Origin of the sequence: Paenibacillus sp. R14(2021) (assembly GCF_019431355.1) — a bacterium.
GTDB lineage: Bacteria > Bacillota > Bacilli > Paenibacillales > Paenibacillaceae > Paenibacillus_Z.
Window position 1 is genome coordinate 2714482 of record NZ_CP080269.1, and the last position, 24241, is coordinate 2738722.

At 50.7% G+C, this 24241-nt stretch carries 17 protein-coding genes and 2 pseudogenes; 5 read left to right on the forward strand and 14 right to left on the reverse strand.

What is annotated here, in order from left to right; all coding sequences use genetic code 11:
• Positions 1–23: 23 nt before the first annotated feature.
• Positions 24–3374, reverse strand: a complete 3351-nt coding sequence (locus KXU80_RS12655; RefSeq protein WP_219838551.1) for a S8 family serine peptidase — start codon at positions 3372–3374, stop codon at positions 24–26.
• A 722-nt stretch (positions 3375–4096) separates the two neighbouring features.
• Between KXU80_RS12655 and KXU80_RS12660 the strand changes: the two genes are divergently transcribed.
• From KXU80_RS12660 to KXU80_RS12670, 3 genes are all read left to right on the forward strand, one after another.
• Entirely contained in the window at positions 4097–4762 is a 666-nt protein-coding gene (locus KXU80_RS12660; protein WP_374987767.1) for an NAD(P)H-dependent oxidoreductase, read from the forward strand.
• Between the two features lie 22 nt (positions 4763–4784).
• On the forward strand, positions 4785–5876 hold the full coding sequence (locus tag KXU80_RS12665) for an NADH-dependent flavin oxidoreductase (RefSeq protein ID WP_219838552.1): 1092 nt from the start codon (positions 4785–4787) through the stop codon (positions 5874–5876).
• 156 nt (positions 5877–6032) lie between these two features.
• Positions 6033–6356 carry a winged helix-turn-helix transcriptional regulator gene (locus KXU80_RS12670; RefSeq protein WP_219839012.1) on the forward strand — a complete coding sequence of 108 codons (324 nt, stop codon included), beginning with the start codon at positions 6033–6035 and terminating at the stop codon, positions 6354–6356.
• A 32-nt stretch (positions 6357–6388) separates the two neighbouring features.
• On the opposite strand, the gene KXU80_RS12675 is transcribed toward KXU80_RS12670, so the two are convergent.
• From KXU80_RS12675 to KXU80_RS28035, 8 genes and pseudogenes are all read right to left on the reverse strand, one after another.
• Positions 6389–7171 (reverse strand): alpha/beta fold hydrolase, encoded by a 783-nt coding sequence (locus tag KXU80_RS12675; RefSeq protein WP_219839013.1) that lies wholly within the window; start codon positions 7169–7171, stop codon positions 6389–6391.
• A gap of 147 nt (positions 7172–7318) precedes the next feature.
• Entirely contained in the window at positions 7319–7789 is a 471-nt protein-coding gene (locus tag KXU80_RS12680) for a cupin domain-containing protein (protein WP_219838553.1), read from the reverse strand.
• A gap of 281 nt (positions 7790–8070) precedes the next feature.
• Entirely contained in the window at positions 8071–8943 is an 873-nt protein-coding gene (locus tag KXU80_RS12685; RefSeq protein ID WP_219838555.1) for a 5'-3' exonuclease, read from the reverse strand.
• 178 nt (positions 8944–9121) lie between these two features.
• Positions 9122–10567, reverse strand: coding sequence for a family 43 glycosylhydrolase (locus tag KXU80_RS12690; protein WP_219838556.1), 1446 nt, complete (start codon positions 10565–10567; stop codon positions 9122–9124).
• 19 nt (positions 10568–10586) lie between these two features.
• Positions 10587–13497, reverse strand: a pseudogene (locus KXU80_RS12695) (glycoside hydrolase family 3 C-terminal domain-containing protein).
• 57 nt (positions 13498–13554) lie between these two features.
• Positions 13555–15072, reverse strand: a complete 1518-nt coding sequence (locus KXU80_RS12700; RefSeq protein ID WP_219838557.1) for a glycoside hydrolase family 43 protein — start codon at positions 15070–15072, stop codon at positions 13555–13557.
• 99 nt (positions 15073–15171) lie between these two features.
• On the reverse strand, positions 15172–16887 hold the full coding sequence (locus KXU80_RS12705; RefSeq protein WP_219838558.1) for an ABC transporter substrate-binding protein: 1716 nt from the start codon (positions 16885–16887) through the stop codon (positions 15172–15174).
• A gap of 118 nt (positions 16888–17005) precedes the next feature.
• Positions 17006–17197: pseudogene (locus KXU80_RS28035) on the reverse strand (sugar ABC transporter permease); the annotation flags it as partial.
• A gap of 100 nt (positions 17198–17297) precedes the next feature.
• Between KXU80_RS28035 and KXU80_RS12710 the strand changes: the two are divergent.
• A complete protein-coding gene (locus KXU80_RS12710; protein ID WP_219838559.1) occupies positions 17298–18161 on the forward strand; it encodes a helix-turn-helix domain-containing protein in 864 nt (287 codons plus the stop codon).
• 269 nt (positions 18162–18430) lie between these two features.
• Here the strand turns inward: KXU80_RS12710 and KXU80_RS12715 are convergent, their stop codons facing one another.
• Positions 18431–18994 carry a TetR/AcrR family transcriptional regulator gene (locus KXU80_RS12715; RefSeq protein ID WP_219838560.1) on the reverse strand — a complete coding sequence of 188 codons (564 nt, stop codon included), beginning with the start codon at positions 18992–18994 and terminating at the stop codon, positions 18431–18433.
• Between the two features lie 240 nt (positions 18995–19234).
• Between KXU80_RS12715 and KXU80_RS12720 the strand changes: the two genes are divergently transcribed.
• The gene (locus KXU80_RS12720) at positions 19235–20728 is read left to right on the forward strand and encodes an MFS transporter (RefSeq protein ID WP_219838561.1); all 1494 of its coding nucleotides are present in this window, start codon (positions 19235–19237) and stop codon (positions 20726–20728) included.
• Positions 20729–20876: 148 nt separating this feature from the next.
• Here the strand turns inward: KXU80_RS12720 and KXU80_RS12725 are convergent, their stop codons facing one another.
• The 4 genes from KXU80_RS12725 to KXU80_RS12740 form a co-directional block, all read right to left on the reverse strand.
• A complete protein-coding gene (locus KXU80_RS12725; RefSeq protein ID WP_258171373.1) occupies positions 20877–22082 on the reverse strand; it encodes an aminotransferase class I/II-fold pyridoxal phosphate-dependent enzyme in 1206 nt (401 codons plus the stop codon).
• Between the two features lie 13 nt (positions 22083–22095).
• On the reverse strand, positions 22096–22461 hold the full coding sequence (locus KXU80_RS12730) for an arsenate reductase family protein (protein WP_219838563.1): 366 nt from the start codon (positions 22459–22461) through the stop codon (positions 22096–22098).
• Between the two features lie 72 nt (positions 22462–22533).
• Positions 22534–23565, reverse strand: coding sequence for an RluA family pseudouridine synthase (locus KXU80_RS12735; protein ID WP_219838564.1), 1032 nt, complete (start codon positions 23563–23565; stop codon positions 22534–22536).
• Entirely contained in the window at positions 23562–24137 is a 576-nt protein-coding gene (locus KXU80_RS12740) for a cob(I)yrinic acid a,c-diamide adenosyltransferase (protein WP_219838565.1), read from the reverse strand. The genes KXU80_RS12735 and KXU80_RS12740 overlap by 4 nt, the downstream gene beginning before the upstream one ends.
• Positions 24138–24241: the final 104 nt, after the last annotated feature.

Genomic DNA, 24241 nt, shown 5'->3' on the forward strand with positions numbered 1-24241 from the left:
AGTAAAGCAGTAAATCAGTAAGATCAGTTCACGATATTTAGAGCATCGATCGTAACCAGCGTTCCTGTCGATTGATTGTTCCTTTCACCCGTGTTCACTACTTTAATCGTGTGCTTGCCGTTGACGAGAACTGCGGAGGAGAACACCGGTACATGGTATTTGGTCGCCGGACTATATATATCGACTGTAGTGACGAGCTTGTTGTCGATATAAATACTCGCCTTGCCGCGGTTTTTCCCCGTGTTGGCGTATAGGGTCACTTCCGTGCCCGTGAACGGATATTCTACGGAGCTGTTTGCTTTATCGCTCGATATCTGTTGGTTCCGTGTATAGTTTTTGCTGTAGCTGGTCATCCATGGTCCGACCATGGAAGCATTCCCAGCCGTAGAGAAGATCAAATTCGAGACGATAAAAGCATCGACGTTGATCGCCGTCATTCCGTCCTTCTTGACAGAAGGATCAGGCTTGCCGGTCCAAACAATCTTGATCGTATGATGACCATTGTTCATCGCGTAATGGAAGATGGTTTGCTGTTCTTTAGGCGTTGCGCTGTAGAGCGATCCCGTGGCAACCTTCACGCCGTCGATATACACATCGGCTATTCCTTGCTTGTTATTTAATGTTCCAATCCACCGGATGTCGTTGCCATTGAAGCCGAATTCTACGCTGCCGGCTGCGTCAAGCTGCTTGGACGAGCCACCCGAATAGGACGATCCGGAAAGCGATTGCCAAGGACCGCTGTACGTCAAGGCTTCATGATTATCCTGGAAAAGACCGTTCTGGTTGCCTGATTTTACGATCAACGTGTAGCTGCCGGCACCTGAGAAGGCACTCACGTTCATATAATAAGTTCCCGTCTCGAGCGCGGTATAGGTAATCGATTCGCTCGATGTTCCTTCGTTTTCTGAAGAAGCCACCATGCCGAGCTTGCTAGTGACCGTAGCAGCAGATGAATCATATAAATATAGATCGAAGTCGGTGTTCGCGTCGCCTTTCAAGGACAGAGTGAATTTCTCTCCAGCCCCCATCTCGATGGCGTATACATCTTCCGGCTCGGTAGAAGCGTCGATCCGGTTGGTCACGGAAGAATCGCGAAGCGGAACACCTGGAATATCATGAGCATACAAGGCCCGAAACGCATTAACCATACTGCCGCTGACCGTCTTAATCGTAAGCGAACTGAGTTTCATTCCGCTGTTATTCATGCGTGTCTTCACATCCGCGGCGCTCATTGTGGGGAACTGGCTTAAAATAAGAGCTGCCGTTCCGGATGTAATGGCGGCGGCTTGGGTTGTACCGGATTGTAACCAGTAGTAACTTTGAACCGTTTCAAGGTTGATTTGGGCAATATTCGGATCTTCGCTAATAATGGTGTCCGTCATGATGCCTATATCCTTCACATAGTAGGATTTTTGACTATAGATACTATGAGGGGCGCCGGTAATGAGACCTTTTTCGCCATACCTTCCTTCACCCATGAATACGATATGCAGCATGTCCAGTACGAAGTAAGAGTCCATAATCGAGTCAATCGCATCTTGGCCGGATAATAAGAGATGCCCACCGCCATTCAAGAATTTCGTTAATGCCAGTTGATCGGCGTCTGTAAGGAGATTGTCAGCTAGGCCATCAGCAATTGCCGTGGACCAAATCACGATATCGTAATCCTTCAGCGTAGTAAACGACGGACCGTCTACTTTGCCATCCGGTACTTCAATAATATCGAAGTTGGTAAATCCAGCCTTGTTAAGCAAGCCCTTATACATTTCATTTTCGATAAAAATTCCGCCATCATTGGGGTTCTTCTCGTCTTGGACGAACAGTACCCTCGTCTGGTCCGCGGGGCCGAAGCCGTCATTCAAGTAATTCATGGCTTGGTTAAACATGTCTTGACGCTGGTTAGGGTCATAGCCTTCTCCAACGGGAACTTCCTCGAATCCGATACCGTTGTAGATGGCTTTATAGGCTTTTTTCGTTGGATCGTTAGGATCCGCAGCTTTACTAATCTGCGCCCCATAACCGATGTTATAATCTGGGGCGGTGGCTAAGACCGTTACTCCCGGAGCCGCTATGTCAACGCTTGACTTGCCGTAACCGGAGGTTTTCTTTAGATTGCCGTTGTTATCGATCGCGGTAACCGTGAGCACATTATCCAAATGGAATCCACCCGGATATAGTTTGATTTCATCCCTGTTTTGCGCGACATCATTATCGCCTGAAGGGCTGACGAAGAGCAACGAGGAGGATTTTATGGCTTGGTACAGCTCCTCGCTATACACGCGAAGGCCCCAATCGAAGTTTGCGATAGAAGCGCCATTCGTTTCGGCATACGCGATCGCATCCACGATATCGGATACGTATCCGCCACCATTTGCAAGAAACTTGAGTGGCATAATCGTGACTATCGGGGCCACGCCTGCCATCCCGCCCTGATTAAATTCCGCGGCGATAGTGCCGGCGGCGAAAGTTCCGAAGTAATCGTTGAAGTGATCCCGCTCATCGAAGACCGTATTGTCTTTATGGAAGAAATCCCAGCCATTCACATCATCTATGAGTCCATTGCCATCATTATCTTTGCGGTCAAAGGGAATCTCGCCCGGATTTTGCCAAATTTTAAATCGAATATCCGGTACATCGATTTTGACGCCAGTACCGATCTGAGCAACGATAACTTCCTTCCGGCCTTTCGTGATTGCCCAGGCTTCGGGCGCATCAATATCGATATCCGGCGTTCCTCCCTCGTAATAGCCGTGGTGAAGTTCTTGGCCGGTATTATTTAAGGCCCATTGTTCTGAAAACTCTTCATCGTATTTAGGAATTACAGGAGCAGGAGCCTCCGGATATTCGTTTTTTTGTGAAGCTTTGCCCGTATTGGATCGAACCGGAATTTGCGTTGCCGGCTGGGCCAAGGAAACTTGATAATCAGGCTCTGCGTACTGTACGTTGGGATCCTTCTTCAACTCTTGAATGAGTGGAAGAATAGCCGTTCCCTTATTTACTTTCAACAGGCTGGATTCCGTGCCGGGAAGCAGCCGAAGACTCTCTACCTTCCCCGCAATGCTGCGCGACAACGACGATACGCTTTTGACGCTCGTTTTGAATTTGACGATGACACGATCTTGGGAGAATTTGACGTCCTCCGCTTGGTTTGCGACTGAAGGGGATGCGCCTGACGACTCCTGCGGTTTGGCGACTTGCACGATGCCTTCATTCATTGGACTCTCTGGCCGCTTGCTCTTTCTAAGCTTATCTTGATGCGAGTAGGCGTCTTCTGTTTTCGCGGTATTGCCGGCGATTACGGGTGTGACCGGAACAAGCGCAAGCGAAAGCGCGAGCGCAATGGATACGAATGATTTTCTAGGTGAACTTGGCAATTTGTCACTTCCTCTACTAATTTTGAGTTTTTGTTATAAATGCCCGCTCTTCTCTCCGTGAATCGCCTCCTAATTGATTCAACAAACGCTAATTGATGATAGATTAACTAACATTAAATAGTGAAATCGCAAAAAAAGTGAGAATCCGATGACGATGTCCTGCTGCTCCAATGTAGGGGACACACGGTAATACGAGGATCAAAGATTTAGAAGAATGATAGATAAATCAACTAGTATTTACTCTTTCTTTACTATTGTTTAATTATGTACCGAAGGCAGAATCATTTAAAGTAGGCACATTTTTCATCCATAGGTTCCAGGAAGAAACTTACAATCCTTTAAATCAAAGAAAACGCAGTTTCTTGCCCTTTACGGCAAGAAAAAGATAACATCATGCGTTAATTTTTATAACATAAATAAAAATAAGATTTATCTTATCTCATTTCTATTACTCTCAAGAAAAAAACCTGAAGCCTCCTAATCGCAGCACAAAATGAGCATTTCAGTCTGAGTTTGGACTGCATCGCCCCTCGAACTACGGCCATCTTCTCTTTTGGTTCATTTCTCCCTTTGACAAGCGGACCGCAGTCCGATTATAGTTATACATAAATGGACCACGGTCCACTCGAGACATTCGAGGTGTTCTTTCTCGGGACATTGCCCTATACATCAAGTCAAATGACTACTTTTCACTTTACTCATCCTACATTTTGGAGGCATTTATGATGAATAACACTGCAAAAAAAACAGAATTGTTAGAAGCGTTTTATTTCCGGCACGCTGCCAAAGCATTTGACCCTGCCAAAAAGATCTCTGACGAGGATTTTCAATTCATTCTCGAGGCAGCGCGTCTTTCACCTAGTTCCGGCGGGAACGAGCCCTGGAGGTTTCTGATCGTACAAAGCCCGGAATTCAGAAGGGAACTTGCGCCTTATGTATATGGAGCAATGAAGCAGCTTCCTACTTCGAGTCATTTCGTCATCATTTTGACCAGAAAAGGACTGAATTATGATGCCCCGTATATTTTGGAACAACAAACCAAAATCAAAGGAATGCCGCTTGAAACTTACAAAAGCATGAGACCGGCTTACGAACAATTTTATAATGACCTTCACTTGGATTCCGATCGAGCGCTGCTGGATTGGTCATCGAAACAAACCTACCTGGCCATGGGCAACATGATGACGGCAGCCGCTTATATAGGCGTTGATTCATGTCCTATCGAAGGCTTTGCAATGGACGCCGTAAATGATTTGCTTCAGAAAAAAGGGCTCCTTGGAGACGACGAATTCAGCTTAAGCGTCATGGCAGCATTCGGTTATCGTGCCCAACAACCCGCTCGTACTAAAACAAGACGCCCCATGGAAGATATCGTTCAATTTGTATAATCCATCGGAAGGTGAGGAACTTATGAAAGAAGACTACAAAGTGATCTTCGAACCGCTTCGGCTTCGCAGCGGCAAGGAATTGAAAAATAGAATCGTTATGTCCCCAATGGGTCATTTGGGATCATTGCCCGGCGGGTTTATTTCCGAGGAAGAATTGGCTTATTACAACTTGCGGGTCAAAGACGTCGGGATGGTTGTTACGTCGGCAACGACGTTTAAAGAAGGAAAGCACTATCCGGGATTACCGGCGGCGGAGGCCGACGAACATATTCCTGGACTGCGCAAGCTCAGCACCGTCTTGAAATCCCATGGAGCGGTTGCCATTCTGCAATTATTCCATGAGGGGGCTAGCGGAATAGAGGATAACGAAGCGCCGAGCGCCGTGGTGGCGGATAATTCCAATTCTCCGCTGCCGCGCGAATTGACCGATGCCGAAATCGAGGCTCTCGTCAAGAAATTCGGCGATGCGGTAAGACGAGCCATTCAAGCAGGCTTCGACGGTGTCGAAATTCACGGAGCGAACGGCTATCTGATTCAACAATTCACTTCACCTCATTACAATCGCCGGACAGACCGTTGGGGAGGCTCCCCGGAAAAACGCTTGGCTTTCCCGATTGCCATCATTGCCGAAGTCAAGAGAGTGGTGGCAGAAAGCGGAACCCCCTTTATCATCGGATACCGAATCTCTCCGGAGGAACCGGATACGAATGGATTGACGATGGCGGACGCCATTCGAAACATAGATGCGCTCGCGGATCAGGGACTGGATTACATCCACGTAGCCCTTCATGATTTCTGGTCTACACCGCGTCGGGATGTGAACGATAGCCGCGCCCGGATGGAAATCTTTAACGAGGTCGTCGGTAACCGTACGGCCCTTATCGGTGTAGGCGGAATAAAAACACCGGAAAATGCCGCTAAGGCACTTTCAACCGGCGTAGAGCTTGTCGCGATCGCAAGAGGAATGCTGTTGGAACCTAGGTGGGTTCAAAAGGTACGAGAAGGCAAAGAGGATCTAATCAAGACGAAGTTATACCGTGGGGATCAATCCGAACTGCTGCTGCCTGATGGCGTATGGTCGATGATTGAACTATATCTTCCGTTCGAGGATTGACCCTATACGCATCCGCAGCGAGGAAAGGCTAAAAGCCTTTCCTCTTTGCCTTTCAACCAAATCGGTCAATGGAGGTTAGATATAAGCGTGAAAATAGGGTCGGAGAAGCCGCTTAATAAACTGGCAGCCATCAATCGGCATACCTCGAAACAGGAGATGCTCACAAGTTACGTAAACAGCGGTATATTAACGCTGGATATACTCGCCGGTAAATGGAAATTCATTATTTTGCTTCATATATTAGTGTCCGGCACCATTCGATTCAGGGATTTAAGTCGTGCTATTCCAGGCATTACAAACAAGGTACTAACGAACAAATTACGTGAGCTAGAGGAAGAAGATATTATCGAACGGGTTGTATACGCTCAGATTCCGCTCAAAGTCGAGTATTCCATCACGGAATACGGAAAAAGCTTGAAACCGGTTCTAATCTCTATTCATGAGTGGGGAGCATCACATAAAATGCATAAGATGAAATAAAGTTTCTCCATTGCAATGGATTATCGCGCATGTTATCCAATGAATTGCGTCAATACCTGATTAAACCGATCGCGTTCCTCCCAGAAAGTAGCATGACCACTGTATTGAAACGGAACAAGGGTTGAATTTTTGATTAACTTATTCATTTCCTGCGCTTGTGTAAATGGAATGGATTTATCATGTATGCCATGAACGATCAGCGTGGGCACTTCGATTTTGGGAAGATCGGCATAGGTATTTTCATCTCGCAGCATCTTAATTATTGCGGCAGTAGAATAACCCGCTGCTTGATTTCCTATCTGCTGAAACCAATCCCGGAATGGCGGTGAAACATATTGGAAAAAAAAGCTGTCCATGACACGGTTCCACATATTCGGCCGGTCATTCAATGATTCTCCCAAGAGCAGGCTTGCCGTTTCTGGCGTAAATCCGGTTGGCGCTGCAGCATCTATAAGGACAAGCTTCGAAACGCCGTATCCCCGATAACGAGACATATAGCGTATTGCAATTGCTCCACCCGTGGAGTGTCCCGCCAAGGTTATATTTTCTAATTGAAGTGCACCAATGACAGCACAGACATCATCCGCCAATCTATCCAGGGTATAGCCTGTATACGGTTTATCAGAATTTCCGAATCCCCTCCAATCCATTCCAATGCATCGGAAGCCCATGGAAGGAAGCACATTGTACTGATATTCGAATTGCTTATGACTTAAAGGCCAACCATGAATAAACAATATGGTTTTTTTACCCTCGGGATTGATATCTTCAACAAAAATTTTGACACCTTGTTCTACTGTAATATAATATCCCATGCCGATACCTCCATCTTTTTTATACGACCTCATCATATTCAATCCTTCTAACTTAGGTGTCTGCCTAACTTCAACGCACAAAAAAACTCAACGTCCGATGGCTGCGCTAATACAGCCATCGAACGTTGAGTTGTCGTTGTTGTTTATTTATTTATTTAGCATAACCATTGGAGGGCCGACAATCCAAGTATCGTAGTTTTCGCAGAGCTCCTGCCAGCCCTCTGGCGGCGTAAGACCGATTTTAGCGAAAATATCATCTATTCCGCCTGGCGCGAATGTGAAGAGTATACGTGCCGGCTCGGTGCCCACATTGGCCCAAGCATGCGGGACGCCGCGAGGGACGACGACACTTGTCCCTGGGGTGACTTCGAATTCATCTTCGCCGCACTGAAAACGGAACGTGCCTTCCAATACTTCGAAGATTTCCTCCCGATCCTTGTGGAAATGCTTCGGGGGGCCGCTGAAAGACGGTACGCGAGCTTCCATGATGGTGACTGCTCCGCCAACCTGGCTGCTGTGAATTCGGATTGCCATTTGCTCGCCCGGCATCGTTGTAAACCATTCCAAATCCTTGCTATGTGTGAAGACTGCACGTTGTAAACCGTTATGTTGATTCATGATAATCTCCTTATTCATGGTTAATGTATGGTAGTCATTTTCAAGTGGACTGCGGTCCACATACAATTCAATATAACTGGACTGCGGTCCGTTTGTCAAGTGAAGGATACTATAAATAGGGAAAGATTTTTACCGCGCAGCGCATCATCATGCACCGACTTCCCTCCCGTTTATGCCCTGGCGTCGGCTGCGGAGTCGCTTGACCAGTCTGATATGTCGATTTTTGAAATGAAAAAGCCCACGAATTAACGTGGACTCAAAGTAAACTTCTAATAGTCAGCCTAACCAAGAACTTTTTCAAGACCCCCAAATTCTAATTCAGTAAACTTTTTTATGGCCTCATCACGCTGCAAGTTCCAGAGACTTTGATTTTTATCAATTTCGATTGGAACATCTAGCCTTATGCGCGCTAAATCTCTTGATAGATGTAACATCTCTATATTATCCTCAATCTTTTTTCTGATACTGTTTGAAATGCTGTCAAGGTTATCAAGGCAACCTTCAACTGAATGATATTCACTAATTAATTTAAGTGCAGTTTTCTCGCCGATTCCTTTTACTCCGGGATAATTATCAGCTGTATCTCCCATAAATGCTTTCAAATCAATTACTTGAGATGGTGTCAATTGTTTTGAAGCATAAAGGGTTTCAAGATCATACACAGTATAATTTGAACGGCCCTTATTCATAATGATTACTTTTACTCTATCCGTGATTAACTGCAGCATATCGTGGTCTCCAGTTAATATCATCACTTCAGAATCCTTATCTTGCAGATAGATGGATAGCGTACCAATACAATCATCAGCTTCATAACCAACTTTACCAACATTAGGCACTCCCAGAGCTTCCACTACTTCTTTTACTAAATCGAATTGAGGAATAAGTTCTAGCGGCGCTTCAGAACGATTCTGTTTGTATTGACTGTAGGTCTCATTCCTGAAAGTATTACTTCCCATATCCCAGCAACAAATAACATGGGTTGGAGAAAAGGTCGTTATTGCATCAAAAAAGTACTGAATAAAACCGTATACAGCGTTTGTTGGAACACCTGCGCTAGTTTTGCGAATATAACCTGAATATGAAGTCGCATAAAAAGCTCTAAAAAGCAAGGCCATACCATCGACCAGTAGTATTTTCTCCATGTTTTCCATTCCTTTCGAGTCAATCCTGCTGCACACTCCGTAGACTTATAACCAGGGGGAATATTCCCGTTAGAAGCTGGTATAGTTCCCCTATTCTATTCAGTCTATCTATTCATAATAGAACAGGAGCTTTGCTGATAGCAATGTAAATCGTGAGCTGGATGTAATTTCAAGAGGTGTTGAAAACTCAGGACAAAGGTCGGTAAACAAAGTTTCTGAACGTCACGTTCCCTTCACCTCGCGCCCATAAGGCCAATCGTAAAGCCAAAAAGCCTCCAAGTGCATTGTGATGCCAGCCTGACGTCTCGAAGGAATGTTCAAACTTCGTCCACACTACACCATCGGTGCTGAAGAAAAAGACCACTTCATGCTCTGTATTGTGAAGCCGTACGAACAACTGCCGGGTAGAAAGCGGTTTTGCATGGGTCTGCCAACCGCGGATAATGCCATGCAAGCCGTCACTCGAAAGAGCGAGCCCGCTATAAGTGGACTCATTATAGAACAAAAGAAACCGACCTGCTGCTTCACCGGTTATTTCGATTTGCACTTGCGCTTCGTAGGCATGATCTTCCGGCATAAATACGAGTGGAGCGCTGCCTGGACCAGCGCTGATCGTGATGGCGTTCGGACCGGCAGTGTATGCATGCGAGAGAACCGGTTTATACCAACTCCAAGCATAGCCCAGAACGTCCGAGCCGGACTGAAAACCAGCATTTCCCTGGCCATGCCTGACCGCTTGGCCATGAGGCTTTAAAATCGGCTGATCGGCAGCAACGCCATCCGGGACGCGAAACCAGCCGTCTTCCGTCCATTCTAGAGGTTCTAGAAGCACCTGTCTCCCCAGTGTATAATAGTCCTTCTCATACGCATGATAAACGATCCACCAGTCGCCACCCGGCGTATCGATGATCGAACCATGTCCTTTCGAGCACCATTTCTCGTTCCGACTATGCGTCCGGACGATCGGATTATAGGGAGAATTCTCGTAAGGGCCCCATGGATGCATGGATCTGGCCGACGCCACCATATGACTTGTCGCCGGCCCGGAAGATCCGCCTTGAGCCACAGTGAGATAATAATAACCGTTCCGGTAGGTCAACTTACATGATTCCAAAAAATTCCCTTCGACCACCCACTCATTCGGGAAGCTCCACCCGTCGTAAACCTTACGCGGCTCGCCAATTGCCGTGAGGCCGTCTGGCGCAAGCTCCACCATATAACCTGGCCCGTAAAACAAAAAACGGCGGCCGCTCCCGTCTGCGATATGCCCCGGATCAATTCCCCGAATCCCTACTTTGCGGGGAGAACTCCATGGCCCCTTAGGCGATGATGCCGTCAGCACCATAATTTCTTCGTCGATCGGGACGTATATATAATACTGACCTTGATAGTAAGCCAGATCCGGCGCCCAGATGTTGCCGACATACTCCTGCAAGGCTTTTGCAACCGGCTCCCAGTTAACCAAGTCAGTGGAGTGCCAGATCAGCAGCCCAGGAGCGAATTGAAAACTGGAATGCGTCATGTAATAATCATTCCCCACCCTTACAATCGCAGGGTCGGCATAGTCTCCTGCCAGAATAGGATTAACATACGTTCCATTCCCTTGGTCGCCTTTTATTTGAAAATCATGCATGTCCAATCCCTCCTGTCTTTCAATTAGCCATCATCCGAAACCAACCAAGTGCTACTGGTCCATCTAGTACGAGATACACGTCGCGCCGTCCGGAGGCAGCCTTAAGCCCGCACGAGAAACTGCGCCATTGCTGCTCCCCGCCAGCAGGGATTGTGCACCTGCCTGCAAGCGGTCCCGCTGGTCCGTCCAGCCTGACTTCTACCGCCGCGTCTTCCGTGGCTGCGGCTCGGAGTTCGATTCCCGAAATGCCGGAACCAAGCTCCACGTCCCGGAACACAAGCCCCCCCTTCTTGCCGCTTACGACGGCGGGGCCGCCCTCGACGCATTCGCCAAGATGGACGCCTTCGTAAGCATCATAGTTTACCGCCCGGGTCACCTGCTTGAGGTCACGCGGCGGAATCGCCTCGCCGGCAACCGCAAGACGGCCTTCCAGACGCAGGTCGCCGGACGAAGCGCCGAGCATAACCGCATATTCCCCGCTTTCGATGCAAAAGCGTTCGCGCGTTACATCCCAGATGGCCAACGATTCAAGCGGCAAAAGGAAAGTTACTTCTGAAGTCTCCCCCGGAGCAAGCGCGATTCGTTTGAAGTCCGCCAGCTGCAGACGCGGGCGCTTGACCCGGGAAGTTTCAGCCCGTACATAAAGCTGCACAACCTCTTCACCCGCGCGGCTGCTCGTATTCGTTACGCGGCAGGTTACCTCGACGGCCGCGTCTTTCCCTGCTTCAACCCGGTTCGCAGACAACCGAAGCTCCTCATAATGGAATTCGCTGAACGAGAGACCGTGTCCAAACGGATACAGCGGTTTGCCTTCAAAATACTGGTATGTCCTTCCTCCTTGTATGATGTCGTAATCCATGAAGGGAGCGAGTTGGTCTACCGACTTATACCACGTCATGTTTACGCGGCCCGCCGGATTAAATTCTCCGAATAGTACGTCGGCCACGGCATTGCCGAGCTCCTGGCCCGCATGCGACGTATACAGAATCGCCGGCACCTTCTCTTGTAAAGCTGCTATTGAAAACGGGTAGCTGCCAACGACCACGACTATCGTGTTTGGGTTCGCTTCGAGTACCGCAAGGACCAGCTTTTCCTGCGATTCCGCAAGCGTAATGTCGGGTCTGTCCATGGTCTCCTTGCCATTGATCAAGGGATGATTACCGACAAATACGATTGCCGCGTCTGCGCCGCGTGCCGCTGCAGTTGCTGCCTCCAGACTGCTTGCCACACGTTCAAGCTCAAATGCCTCTCCCTGCATTCCTGCGTCCGAATTGCCGGCCTCCGTTGCGCCGCTTACGTTGATTTCGTTCGCAGTCTCGGCTGCGCGGCCGTTGCCAACGAGTAGGGTGCCGTTCTCGGCATCGGTAGTCACGGGCGTTCCGTTCCAGGTAGAAATAGTCGCAAGTACGCCTTCCTGTTCTTTCGGGCGAATCAAGAAGACTTCTTTCGTAAACCATTCCCAAATCTGATGTGCCGACGCCTGTACCGTCTTGTCGTCCGTCGTTAGATAGTGACCATTCCGCTGCGCAATTAACGTGTGACTGCCCCAGCCCCAATCTGTTACTTCGAACACGTCACCGTCCTCCGGCCGTTCCGCGGCTGCGACGAGCGTCGCCTTCTCGTCTCCGCTCAGCCTGACGTACCGGCCGTTACGCGCCGCTTTCAGGCGCACGCGATCAGTGCCGTCGGCGTACGCAATCTCGGCATCGGCACCAGCTGCCGCGAGTCGCTCGCGGATCCCCTGCAACGGCGAAACCGCATATGGCAGCGTACCGCTGTACCAGTCCCGGTATACCCTATCGGCCAGCGGGCCGACAACGGCAACCTTGCGCAGCTTGTCCGCCTGCAGCGGCAGTGTGAGCCCGTCGTTCTTGAGCAGTACGACGGCTTTCTGCGACGCCTCCCGCGCCAGTTCCGCATGTGCAGGCCGGAGGATAACCGACTCATCAAGCTGCGTATACGGATTTCGCTCCGCCGGATCGAACTCCCGAGCCGGAACCTGACGCGAAACGTGTTACGAAGCGCGGTATCGAGGTCGTTTTCTATCAGGAGTCCGTCCGCAAGCGCCTCACGAATTGCATCTGTCACCACGGCCGCTTCGTCCGTAATGCTATCGATGCCGCCTTCACGAATCGACCGTGCTACAGCCTCCTTCAATGTCGCCACGTAATGGTGATCCCGCACGGTGCCCGTTACGTCGAAGGCATCGCTGACGACAAAGCCGTTCATCCCCCATTCGCGCTTAACAATGTCGATTACATCCCGGCTCAGGTTCGCGGGCACGCCATTGATCGCATTGTATGCCGTCATCATCGACTGGGCGCCGCCTTCTTTAAATGGAATCTCGAATGCCTTAAGGTAGTATTCGCGCATGTTGCGCGGATCGAGGCTGACGGAGGTATCACCTCTTCCGGCCTCATTATTGTTACCGATAAAGTGCTTTAACGTGGCGACCGCCTTCAAGTAAACGGATGGTCGCCTTGGATGCCTTGCGTCAGTGCCGCGGTCAGTTTGCCGGCTAATACCGGATCCTCGCCGTACGCTTCTTCCGTTCGGCCCCATCGCGGGTCGCGCTCCATATCGACGGTAGGCGCCCATAAGGTGAGGCCGTTATGAGTCGGATTTCGCTTATAGAAACCGCGGGCTTCGTCGCCTATCGCGCTGCCGATCCGCTTCAGCAGCTCTTTGTCCCACGTGCAGGCTAGGCCGATCGGCTGCGGATAACCGGTCGCCTCCCCGAGCCAAGCCATGCCGTGCGCCGCCTCCGTACCATGCTTATAAGCCTGCACCCCAAGACGTTCCACCGCGATTTGGTATTGCGGCATGAGTCCGATTTTCTCTTCCAACGTTAGTCGGGCGATCAGATCATTCACCCGATCCTCAAGCGGCAGGTCAGTGTCCCAATACGGGGCATTTTTCTCGGTTGTCATTGTTCCATGCTCCTTAGACCACTTTTTTACAAACAAAGTACTGCTGATTACGTTGATCTACTCACTGACCAAATATTCGAACCAGTCAAACCGTGCAGGCGAGACGGAGCGATGACCGTTTCCTGTCGCATACATGGCGATATAAACACCCGTAAACCCGCCTGCAACTTCCGTAGCCAACATCCCGCATTCCCCTTGACCGAATTGTACCATTTCTTCTCTTTCGCAGCCGGAATATCCGAAATTATACTGCATGTTGTCCGCGATAATCGACAGCACAACCGAATCGGCCGACCATAAGACTTCGTTTTCAACCTTCCAGAGCGAGCCCAGTCTTCTACGGAAAATGAGTTTGCGCTCGCCCGCTTCCCGCGTTACCGCAATCTCGTAATGAAATCGTTCATTCATATATACGGTGATGCCCGCTTCTTCTCCGTCACACTGCGGTACGAACGTCAGATGTGCGGCTATACGGCATGCAAAATGCTGCTGTCTCCTGCCAATAAAGGCAACGTTGCCGGTTTCATTCAGCGTAACCGGGGACCCATAAAGCGTTAACCTGCTGCTTTGCTCAGAGAGCGACCAATTTTCCGTCTCCGGCGAACGCAGGAAATTCCAGCATGGAGCAAGAACCTCTCCGTCGAAGTCATCTCTCGAAGAGGCATCCTGTTCCTGACCAAGCGTAAGATCGCCCGCCGGCATGGTTTCGGAGACGGTTCCATGATCACCGATGATTGGCCAGCCATCCTCCGTCCATGTGACCGGTGCCAGGAACGTTTCCCGACCGAGATGATGATGCATGGGATAGCCAATAGGCCGAATGCCAAGGAATACGGCCCACCAGTTGCCATCCGGAGCTTGAACCAAGTCGGCATGCCCCGTTGCATGAATTGGCTTCAGCAGGCTTCGATGGGACAGAATGGGATTATATGGACAACTCTCGAACGGACCGTCCGGTCTTCTGCTTCTCGCCACCGTTACCATATGGCCATATTCAGTGCCCCCTTCTGACATCATAAGATAATACCACTCGCCGACCCGATAGAGATGAGGCGCCTCTGGATATTGACCTCCTGTCCCCTTCCATATGAGCGTAATATCCGACAAGCGCTTCCCTGTCAATAGATCGATCCGGCTCTGATACGCGCCCTGCCCCACGGCATCATGGGAAGTCGTGTAATAAACCGATCCGTCTTCGTCTATGAATAGATCGGGGTCAATACCTGGTTGATCCACATAGATGGGATCTGACCAAGGGCCGCGCGGATCATCCGTATGTACATAAAAGTTGCCGCCACCCGAAACGTTCGTGGTGGTCACATAGAAATGGCCATTGTTATAGCGGATGGTCGGTGCATAAATGCCGCCCGAACTCCAAGCCATACGCAAGTTCAATTGATTCGTTCGTGTTAAGACATGTCCAATTTGCTCCCAGTTCACCAAGTCCTTGCTGTGAAACAACGGAATTCCGGGGAAATATTCAAATGAGCTATTCACCAAATAATAGTCCTCGCCGACTCTACAAATACTAGGGTCCGGATGAAAGCCGCTGATGACGGGATTGCGATATAGCATAGTATCTCTCCTTCTCTCTAATTAACACAGAAAAGTCGTGGTGATGCTGCCGAAGCGGCATAACCACGACTTTCTTCTGCAATCTACATGCTAACCCTATTACTCGTTCCAAAGTTTTACGCGATCTTGCACGTATTTCGTGAAGCCCTTTTCCATTTTCTCTACGCCGGCTTTAATTAGATCTTCCTGGTAATCATCCCAAATCTTATCGAATGCTTCCGGCTTTGCCATAATCGCCTCCGGAATTCTCTTCCACGTAATATCCTTCATCTTATTGCCAAGAATCGTGACATCGTCATCGCCAGGGACGGCAATATTCCAAGCCGCTCCCCAGGCTTTTGGCTGGAATTCATCCTCTTTCGGAAACAAGTCCAGCCATGTTGTCGCACCGTAAGCCTTCAACGTTTCCTTGTCGGCTTTCGTGTACCCATCCAAAATTTGTTCCGGGAAATTCTTTGTAAAATAATTTCCACTGGAATCCTTCACACCATCACCGTAATGAGCACTGATCGTATAAAAACCGATGCCTGACTCCTTGCTGAACGCCGTGTTGTCATTGACAATTCGCTGCTGCACATCCTCAGGAACGACCCGTTTGCCGTTCGTCATCTGATAATCTTTACCTTCAATGCCCCAATTGTTGAGAATCTGCGCCTGCTCTGATGCCAAGTAATCCAGGAATTTGATTGCACGGACAGGGTCTTTACAGTCTTTGGTAATGCCTATACCCCATCCGGCCATGAAGCCTGTCGGTTGGAATCGGTTGTCCTTGTACGTGTCGGAAAGCATCACAGCGTAATGCCCGTATGTCTGGTCAAGCTTGCCCGCAGTCTTAAGAGACTTCTCGCTGTCCGCATAATCCCAGTCCGCATCGACCAGCCCGATAACTCGTCCCGAAGCTACCTTAGCCTGATACTGGTCATACTTCTGCACGAAGCTTTCTTTATCGAGCAAGCCGGCATTATACATATGGTTGAGCCACTTGAAATACTCTTTCTCTCCTTCTGTGCGGAAGTGATAAGTGGCTTCATACGATTCCGGATTGATGTAATACTCTCCGTCTCCCGATTTACCCGTCGTTTCGGCAGCCGGGTTCGTGACGGATATGTACATCCGCCAATCATCCGCATTAAGGGAAAGACCGATATTCTTGTTTCCCGCTTCATCGGTCGGATGCTTATCGAGATAAGATTTAATAACTTTCTCGTAATCCTGCAGCGTCTTGATTGGAGGGTAGCCCGCTTCCTTAACGGCGCGGTGCTGCAATTCAAATCCGCCGCCTGCGACAAAGGTCTTCCCGTCAACGGCCGAATACGACGGAATCACGTAAATCGATTGATCGTCGTTGCCGTAGCGAAGGCGTTTCATTTGGCTGCCGAACAGTTTCTTAAGGTTCGGAGCATACTTATCGACCAGATCGGTAAGATCCAGCATGGCTCCCGCGTCAACCAGTTTGTTGAGTTCTCCCTTGGGGCTGATTAGATCCGGATATTCACCGCTAGTTGCAATCAGAGCAATCTTTTGTGCCGGGTCGCCGACCGCGAATTCGGCATCCAACGTTACGCCAGTCTGCTTCGTAATTTCTTTACCAACGTCATCCTGCATCTTCTGCCAATTTGGATTCGGATCCGCGCTGAAGAAGGTAAAGGTAACCGGTGACGTATCGTTTTCTTTCGTCTGATTTGCTGTTCCTGTGCTGTTCGACGTACCGCCGTTCCCGTTACCGCCTCCGTTGTCATTGCTGCAGCCGGCCAGCAAGGCGACCCCGAGCGTCATCGCCAGGAATAACTGCGGTGTTTTCCACATTTTCCTCATTTCAATCCCCCATTTAAGATCGATATATTGTATAAACAAGTTTCCCTGCCAATACTGAATGCCAAACCAGAACGGCTAACTCTTCACGACGCCAAGCGTCATGCCCGTTACATCGGTAGACGGCAAATAGGATTGGAACCGTAAACCAAGCAACGAGCTCCATGGCGCTCATTGCAAGCGTATTCCTGAGCGCGTTTAAAAACGGGTCGTCTTGAAAAGGATGCGAAAGAAAAGCCCAAATCACGAAAGGAATTGACATGAAATAGAGGTATTTCTGCTGAACCAGGCGTTGCAAAAACCATGCTTTCATCTAGCATTATAGTTCAAGCAGCACCTCTCAAACCTTGATTTTAAGGTCGTAAACTAGCATGATTAGGACAACCGTATACCGTGATGGAAGGGGAGTAGACATGAGAAGCATACATTTGGAATGGTTTACGACCGATGAGCAATTCCAATTCTATATTCAATACGGCGAGCACGATGAGGACATGTACATGCATCATCACGTTGATTTCTCCGAGCTCGTCATTGTGTTACGCGGAAATGCCACGCATGTCGTCAATAAGGAAGAAACGTTTATCAAGAAAGGGGACGTTTTCGTCATTGACGGCTCAACTTCTCATGCCTACAAAGATCCTCATGAATTTCGCATTTGCAACATTATGTATCGTCCTGATTTTCTGAAATTGGCCGGACCGGATCTTAGAACGTCCAATGGCTATCAGGCGCTTTTTGTTTTGGAACCGTTTTACCGCAATATCAATCATTTCGAAAGTAAACTGAGCTTGGTAATCCCGAGTCTGGAATACGTTTCGTCTCTCGTTGCGTTCATGATCGAGGAATACGGCAATAAACTGCAGGGCTATCAAACGATGCTGCGATCTCGGTTTATGGAACTCGTGGTCTACTTGTCGAGGCAGTATGAGAATCAGGAGCGACAAGGTGTTCAGGGCAACTTGATGCATTTAGCAAATGCCATTTCCTTTATCGAAGATCACTATCTAGAGCAATTGTCGCGTGAGCAAATTGCAGCCGAATCCAATATCTCCGTCAGACATTTGAATCGGATTTTCCAATCCTATTACCAGACGACACCCTTTGCTTACCTCCAGAAGCTTCGCTTGGAACATGCATCTATGCTGCTTGAGACGAAAGACATCCCTATATCGGAAATCTCTTTTAAAAGCGGCTTCAACGATAGCAACTATTTCACACGTCAGTTTACCAAAGCATATGGCATGTCCCCAAAGGCCTATCGGAGGAGTCGTTAAACGCCGAGCCGTTTCAGGCTCCTCAGAAAGATGGTCGGTTCTGTAGTTAAACGAAGGCAGCTGATCCTCTCAGCTGCCTTCTTCTGTTTGCTCATTGCACTCATTTGTCTTGAGCCACATACGTCAAAAAAATTCGGCATCACCTTCTCTTCGCGAGACGTATAAGCCAAATGAAAACAACGCGCACCGATTGAGTATCGATGCGCGTTGGCAGCTTAGCTATTTTCATCTGTCTTCTTGACACGGGTATGACCGGCTATCCGGCCTCTTTATACTAGAATCGCTTTCCAGGAAGCTTCCATCGTCTGCTGGATTTGTTGGTCGGTCAGCGGGAACTTGTTCACATGGAAGCCTTTGACAATCGCTGTAACGATACCATGGGATATGGAGTGGCAAAGCTTAGGATCCATCTCCCGAATGATGCCGAGCTTCTGCCCTTCCGTAATGATCGCAAGCACGGCTTCACGAGAAGCCGCGTCGTCATCCAAATTACGCATCTCCGGCTTGATGCAGGGAGAATACGAATACGCGTCAATAAACCGAAATTGCTTCGGAAATTCGACCGCGAATTTCAACCGATTTCGCTGCAAATATTTGAACCGTTCGTACAAATTTTGCTCTGGGTCGTAGCCCATCATAAGATGGTCGCCCAGAAGCCTTCTGCAGTCCCGGTATAGCTCGTTCACCAGGTCTTCCTTATTACTGAAATAATTAAAGATCGTGCCGGAGCCGACATTCGCCCTCTTCATGATTTTGGCAAAAGTGACGGATTGCAAGCCTTCTTCGTCGATCAAATCCAGCGTTGCTTCAAGAATATCTTGGCGTTTGCTCATTGTACACACCTCATTAAACTCACTTTAGTATGTGCAGAAGAATACGTCAAGTATTTGGATTATACATTCAATCTATTCAATGAAAAATAGGATTAAAATCAAATATAATTGCTATTTGCCCCCTTAATCTAAAGTTTACTTGGAGTAAATATTCCAAAATCCGCTTGACTTCATCTCAATGGCGCTATATGATGATGACCATGGATTAAACATTCCAAATTGAAAGGATGAACCATCGAAATGACTTCAACCGCTTCTCAACAAAACGGGCGTTCTTCCTCTTCGAATCTCGTCCTGGCCATTATACTCGCGTGCCAGCTCATCATTATTCTGGACGCTTCCATCGTCCTCACGTCGCTGCCTGAAATCGGCAGGAGTCTGGGTTTATCCGCCACAGGCCTTTCCTGGGTACAAAATGCTTATACGCTGACGTTCGGCGGCTTTCTGCTGCTCGGTGCCCGTACCGGCGATATTTGGGGACGCAGGCGCGTCTTTATGGGCGGTATCGCATTATTTACGATAGCTTCCCTCATCGCGGGATTGTCTCAATCCGCTGAAAGCCTGCTGATTGCACGGGCAGTTCAAGGCATCGCCGCCGCTTTCGCTGCTCCATCCACGCTGGCGCTGCTCATGGTCAGCTTCCGCGAAGGCAAGGAGCGCACACGCGCCATATCGCTGTACAGCGCCGTTTCGGGAGCCGGCGGAAGCGTCGGCCTTGTGCTCGGCGGCGTGCTCACCGACTTGATTTCTTGGCGTTGGGGCATGTTTATTAATGTGCCGATCGGCATTGCGCTTGTTCTGCTGGCGCCGCGTTTCTTGATCGAAACGGAACGGCGACCAGGACGCTTTGATATTGCTGGCGCTGTGACCTCCACGCTTGGGATGACCTCCCTCGTGTACGGCTTCGTGCGCGCTGCTGCCAACGGCTGGGGCAGCGGCTTGGCCATGACTGCTTTCATCGCAGGCGTCATCCTGCTGGCTTCCTTCATCGTCATTGAAAAGCGGGCCGTGCAGCCCATTACGCCGCTTCGCTTGTTCGCAAGCCGCGAACGTTCCGGCGCTTACCTGGCCCGGCTGCTCTTCGTCGGCGGCATGTCTTCGATGTTTTTCTTCCTGACGCAATACTTGCAGGGCGTCACGAATTTCAGCGCGCTTACGGCAGGCATTGCTTTCGTGCCGATGACAGGCGTCATGTTCGGCATGGTTTACGCGGTGCCCGGCCTCTTGGCCCGCCTCGGAAGCATCCGCCTGCTGAGCGGCGGCGTTCTGATTGCCTTAGCGGGGATGGTCTGGATCAGCCGAATCACGGTGGACTCGGCCTACTTCCCAAGCATCGCCATTCCGCTTGTCGTCCTTGGGGTTGGTGCGGGCATCGCCTTTATTCCGCTGACCGCTGCGGGCATTACGGGCGTTGAACCAAGTGATGCCGGCGCGGCATCCGGTCTCGTGAACGTCGCCCACCAAATGGGCGCTTCGCTCGGACTTGCGATTCTAATCACCGTATTCGGCACTGCCAGCCGCCATGCAGCCAGCCAGCCATCTCCTTCGGCAGGCGCGTCGCACACGGAGGCACAATACGTGCTTGCTCATGCTGCAGGATCAGCCATAACAGGTTCTGCTATCTTCTTAGCACTTTCACTGACGGTGATCGTCGTCCTTGTGCGTAAGAGGCGCATCCGTGCTTCTTCGTCAAGCCGATCCCACCTGGACACTCGTAAAGTGGAGCAGGCATAATCACATTGCCTTCTTAACGCTGCTGTTCTAACTGTGAATTTACTACGCTAAAATCAATCAAATAAAGGCGATGCCGGATTCATGAACATCATGAGCCGGCATCGCCTTTATCGTATTTGTTGCACAGTCACTTGGACGCGGCAGCGTATTACAACTCGCCGCGAATGAATTTACCGATCCGCAGCGCCGCTTCCGCAAGACGCTCTTCCTTCTCGACCAAAGCAATTCTGACATAACCCTCGCCCTCTGCCCCGAAAGCATCGCCGGGAATAACGGCTACGCCCGCCCGTTCGAGCATTTCCCGGGAAATTCGACGCGAAGTCCACGGTTCGGACATATTCCACTGCATCTTAGGCAGTTTGGCCCATAGGAACATCGTCGCCTTAGGTAAGGCTACTTCCCAGCCCTGCTGGAGAAGGGCCTGCACAAGCGTATCGCGCCGGCTTTCGTACAACTGGCCGACCGCTGGCTGTGCGCCCTGCATATCCAGTTCAAGCGCGGTAATGCCCGCCTCCTGCACCGGTAGAAACACGCCATAGTCGATATTGGCTTTCAGCTCGCGAAGAGCGGCGACCGCCTCGCGATTGCCTGCGAGGAAGCCGATTCGGCAGCCCGCCATATTGAAGCTCTTGGACAAGGAGTGGAATTCGACCGCCGTCTCTACCGCGCCTTCTGCCTGCAGAATGCTTGGCGGCCGATAACCGTCGAATGCCATCTCGGAATAAGCCAAATCATGAACGATAAGGACGCCATGCTGCTTTGCCGTTTCAACGGCATGCTTGAAGAACGATAAGTCCGCAACCGCCGACACAGGATTGCTTGGATAATTCAGCAGCATGAACTTTGCGCGCTGCCAGATGTCTTCGGGAATGGCGGTGAAATCAGGCAAATACTGATTCTTCGCCTTCAGAGGCATCAGGTAAGGCTCTACGCCTGCCAGCGCAAGGCCGGCTGCGTATACAGGGTAGCCGGGGTCCGGGAGCAAGGCGATATCTCCCGGATTGCACAGCGACAAGGCCAAGTGGCCCAGCCCATCCTGCGAGCCCATCAGGGAGACGAGCTCATGCTCGGGATCAATTTCGACGCCGAAGCGATATTGCAGCCATTTCGCAGCCTGCGACAGGAAAGCCTTTGTCCCTTTCGAGCCGGGGTAGCCGTATGCATCTGCCCGCGAAGCGGCATCGCTCAGTGCCTGTCTGATCGCGGCAGACGGCGGAAGATCCGGACTGCCGATGCTGAGGTCAATGACATCGAGCCCTCTGCTCGCTGCAGTTCGCTTCCACTCCGCAACCTCCGCGAAGATCGAAGAGCCGAGCCGGGACAGCCGCTCGGCGCGCCATTGTTTCGTCGTCACAAGCACTCGCCCCCTAGTCGTTCGACCATATGCGGTCGTATTCTTCATCCTTGAAGCCGACGGTTACAACAGCTCCGTCCGTGACGACCGGGCGCTTGATCAGGCGGCCGTTGGAAGCCAGTAATTCGATTTTCTCGCGGTCGGACATGCCCGCCAGTTTATCCTTCAGTCCCATTTCCTTGTAAACCTCGCCGGAGGTATTGAAAAACTTCTTCACCTCAAGGCCGCTGCGCTTAATGATCGCCTCAAGCTCGTCCGCGGACGGCGCGGCTTCAAACAGGTTATGCTTCTCGAGTTGAAAGCCTCTGCTCTCCAGCGACTTTATTGCGCTGCGGCATGTTCCGCATTTGGGATATTCGTACATCGTCAGCTTCTTCATCGTTGTTCAGCTACTCCAATTCCTCAAAATATTGGGCTGCATGCAGCCAAGTTAATCAGCGTCACTGTTCCCTCACGGCTTCAGCCGAAGCAGTTCGTCCTCCAGCTGCCGTAAATCACCCGGCAGCGAAGCTTCAAAGGTTAATCGCTGCTTCGTGATGGGGTGGGTGAACGAGAGCAGCGCAGCGTGCAGCGCTTGACGGTTCACAGCAGCCTCGAGCCTCGCGGAGCCTCCAGGCTTCACGGCCGCATCACCCTCTGCTCTCGGCACATTCGGCTCTCTCGCTTCTGTGCCAGCCTTCGCAGCAGCGCCCGCGCCGATCGCGAAGCCGTACAGCTTATCGCCAATCAATGGGCAGCCGACATGCTTCATATGTACCCGAATTTGGTGCGTCCGGCCCGTCTCCAGCTTCAGATTCACTTTAGAAGCGGCTGCCTCCCCGTAAACGGCCTCGACTTCATAATGCGTAACGGACGGATAGCCGTCAGGCGTCACGACGCGGAGATGCGGCTGATCCGCATCCCTGTCAATCGGTTCGTCAATCGTTGCCGCACGCTTTGCCGGGCAGCCATACACGTAAGCTCGATAGCGCTTATCCACTTCGCCGCTCTGCAGCTGTTCGGACAGCTGCTGATGAATATAGGCGGTTTTAGCTATGGCGACCAGCCCTGAGGTTTCCTCGTCGAGCCGATGGATCGGTCGGAACCGCACGCGTTCGCCGCGCTGCTTCCAGTGGTACACGACCCCATTGGCCAGCGTTCCCGTATAATGGCCGTGCGTCGGATGCACGATGATACCAGGGGGCTTATTGACAACGAGCAGGTCAGCATCCTCGTAGACGATATCGAGCGACATCGGCTCCGGCAGAATATCATCCGATTCTTCCTGCTCCATGCGCAGCTCCAGCAAATCGCCCGCGGCTACCCGGTCGTTGGTATAGACCCGCTCCCCGTTCACGGTAATGCCATGATCAGTCAGCTTCAGCCGCGACAGCAGCTTGCGCGAAACACCCAGCCGCCGCTCCAGTACGGTGCGCACCATTTTCCCCTCATCTTCCGCCGTTACGTCCACCGTCAATGGCGGATAGTACTGCAGCTCGCTCATGATTTCCGCGTGCGGAACACTTGCGCGCTTCGCACGTATTCCGTATCCGGCACGCCCAGCTTCGCATTCGCTGCACGGGCGGCTGCGAAGAAATAATCCGATAACCGGTTGATGTATATCATGACCGGCTGATGCACCTTCATCTCCCCGCTAAGCGTCACGACGCGACGTTCTGCCCTGCGGCAAACCGTCCGGCATACATGCAGCAGTGCGGACACCTCACTGCCCCCGGGCAGGATAAACCGCGTAATCTCCGGCGATGCCGCGACATGTTCATCCATCCACGCTTCAAGGCGCGCCGCCGACTCCGCAGCCAGCTTGAAATCCCGTCCCTCCGGATCTTGAAACGCCAGATCAGAGCCGCAGTCGAACAGCTCCTGTTGAATTTCAAGGAGCTGGGCAGCCAGCTCATCCAGCTGACCCGCAGCCGCTGCCAGCGCAGCCGCCTGGCCAACGAAGCTGTTCAATTCATCGATCGTGCCGTACGCCTCTACCCGGCTGTCGTCCTTGCGGACGCGTCCGCCTTTGACTGACGTTTCCCCGCCGTCTCCTGTTCGCGTATATAATTTCATCCTGTCATTACTCCCCCTCGTACTCGCATAACACTAGTTAAACTATAGCACATTTACAGGCGCCCGCCGACACGGCTGCCGATCGAGCGCACCCCTATCAAGCC

Excerpts from the sequence above, each read along its gene's own strand:
- KXU80_RS12660 (WP_374987767.1), top strand. The coding sequence starts at position 4,097 with ATGATGAATAACACTGCAAAAAAAACAGAATTGTTAGAAGCGTTTTAT.
- KXU80_RS12665 (WP_219838552.1), top strand. The coding sequence starts at position 4,785 with ATGAAAGAAGACTACAAAGTGATCTTCGAACCGCTTCGGCTTCGCAGC.
- KXU80_RS12670 (WP_219839012.1), top strand. The coding sequence starts at position 6,033 with ATGCTCACAAGTTACGTAAACAGCGGTATATTAACGCTGGATATACTC.
- KXU80_RS12675 (WP_219839013.1), bottom strand. The coding sequence starts at position 7,171 with ATGGGATATTATATTACAGTAGAACAAGGTGTCAAAATTTTTGTTGAA.
- KXU80_RS12680 (WP_219838553.1), bottom strand. The coding sequence starts at position 7,789 with ATGAATCAACATAACGGTTTACAACGTGCAGTCTTCACACATAGCAAG.
- KXU80_RS12685 (WP_219838555.1), bottom strand. The coding sequence starts at position 8,943 with ATGGAAAACATGGAGAAAATACTACTGGTCGATGGTATGGCCTTGCTT.
- KXU80_RS12690 (WP_219838556.1), bottom strand. The coding sequence starts at position 10,567 with ATGCATGATTTTCAAATAAAAGGCGACCAAGGGAATGGAACGTATGTT.
- KXU80_RS12700 (WP_219838557.1), bottom strand. The coding sequence starts at position 15,072 with ATGCTATATCGCAATCCCGTCATCAGCGGCTTTCATCCGGACCCTAGT.
- KXU80_RS12705 (WP_219838558.1), bottom strand. The coding sequence starts at position 16,887 with ATGAGGAAAATGTGGAAAACACCGCAGTTATTCCTGGCGATGACGCTC.
- KXU80_RS12710 (WP_219838559.1), top strand. The coding sequence starts at position 17,298 with ATGAGAAGCATACATTTGGAATGGTTTACGACCGATGAGCAATTCCAA.
- KXU80_RS12715 (WP_219838560.1), bottom strand. The coding sequence starts at position 18,994 with ATGAGCAAACGCCAAGATATTCTTGAAGCAACGCTGGATTTGATCGAC.
- KXU80_RS12720 (WP_219838561.1), top strand. The coding sequence starts at position 19,235 with ATGACTTCAACCGCTTCTCAACAAAACGGGCGTTCTTCCTCTTCGAAT.
- KXU80_RS12730 (WP_219838563.1), bottom strand. The coding sequence starts at position 22,461 with ATGAAGAAGCTGACGATGTACGAATATCCCAAATGCGGAACATGCCGC.
- KXU80_RS12735 (WP_219838564.1), bottom strand. The coding sequence starts at position 23,565 with ATGAGCGAGCTGCAGTACTATCCGCCATTGACGGTGGACGTAACGGCG.
- KXU80_RS12740 (WP_219838565.1), bottom strand. The coding sequence starts at position 24,137 with ATGAAATTATATACGCGAACAGGAGACGGCGGGGAAACGTCAGTCAAA.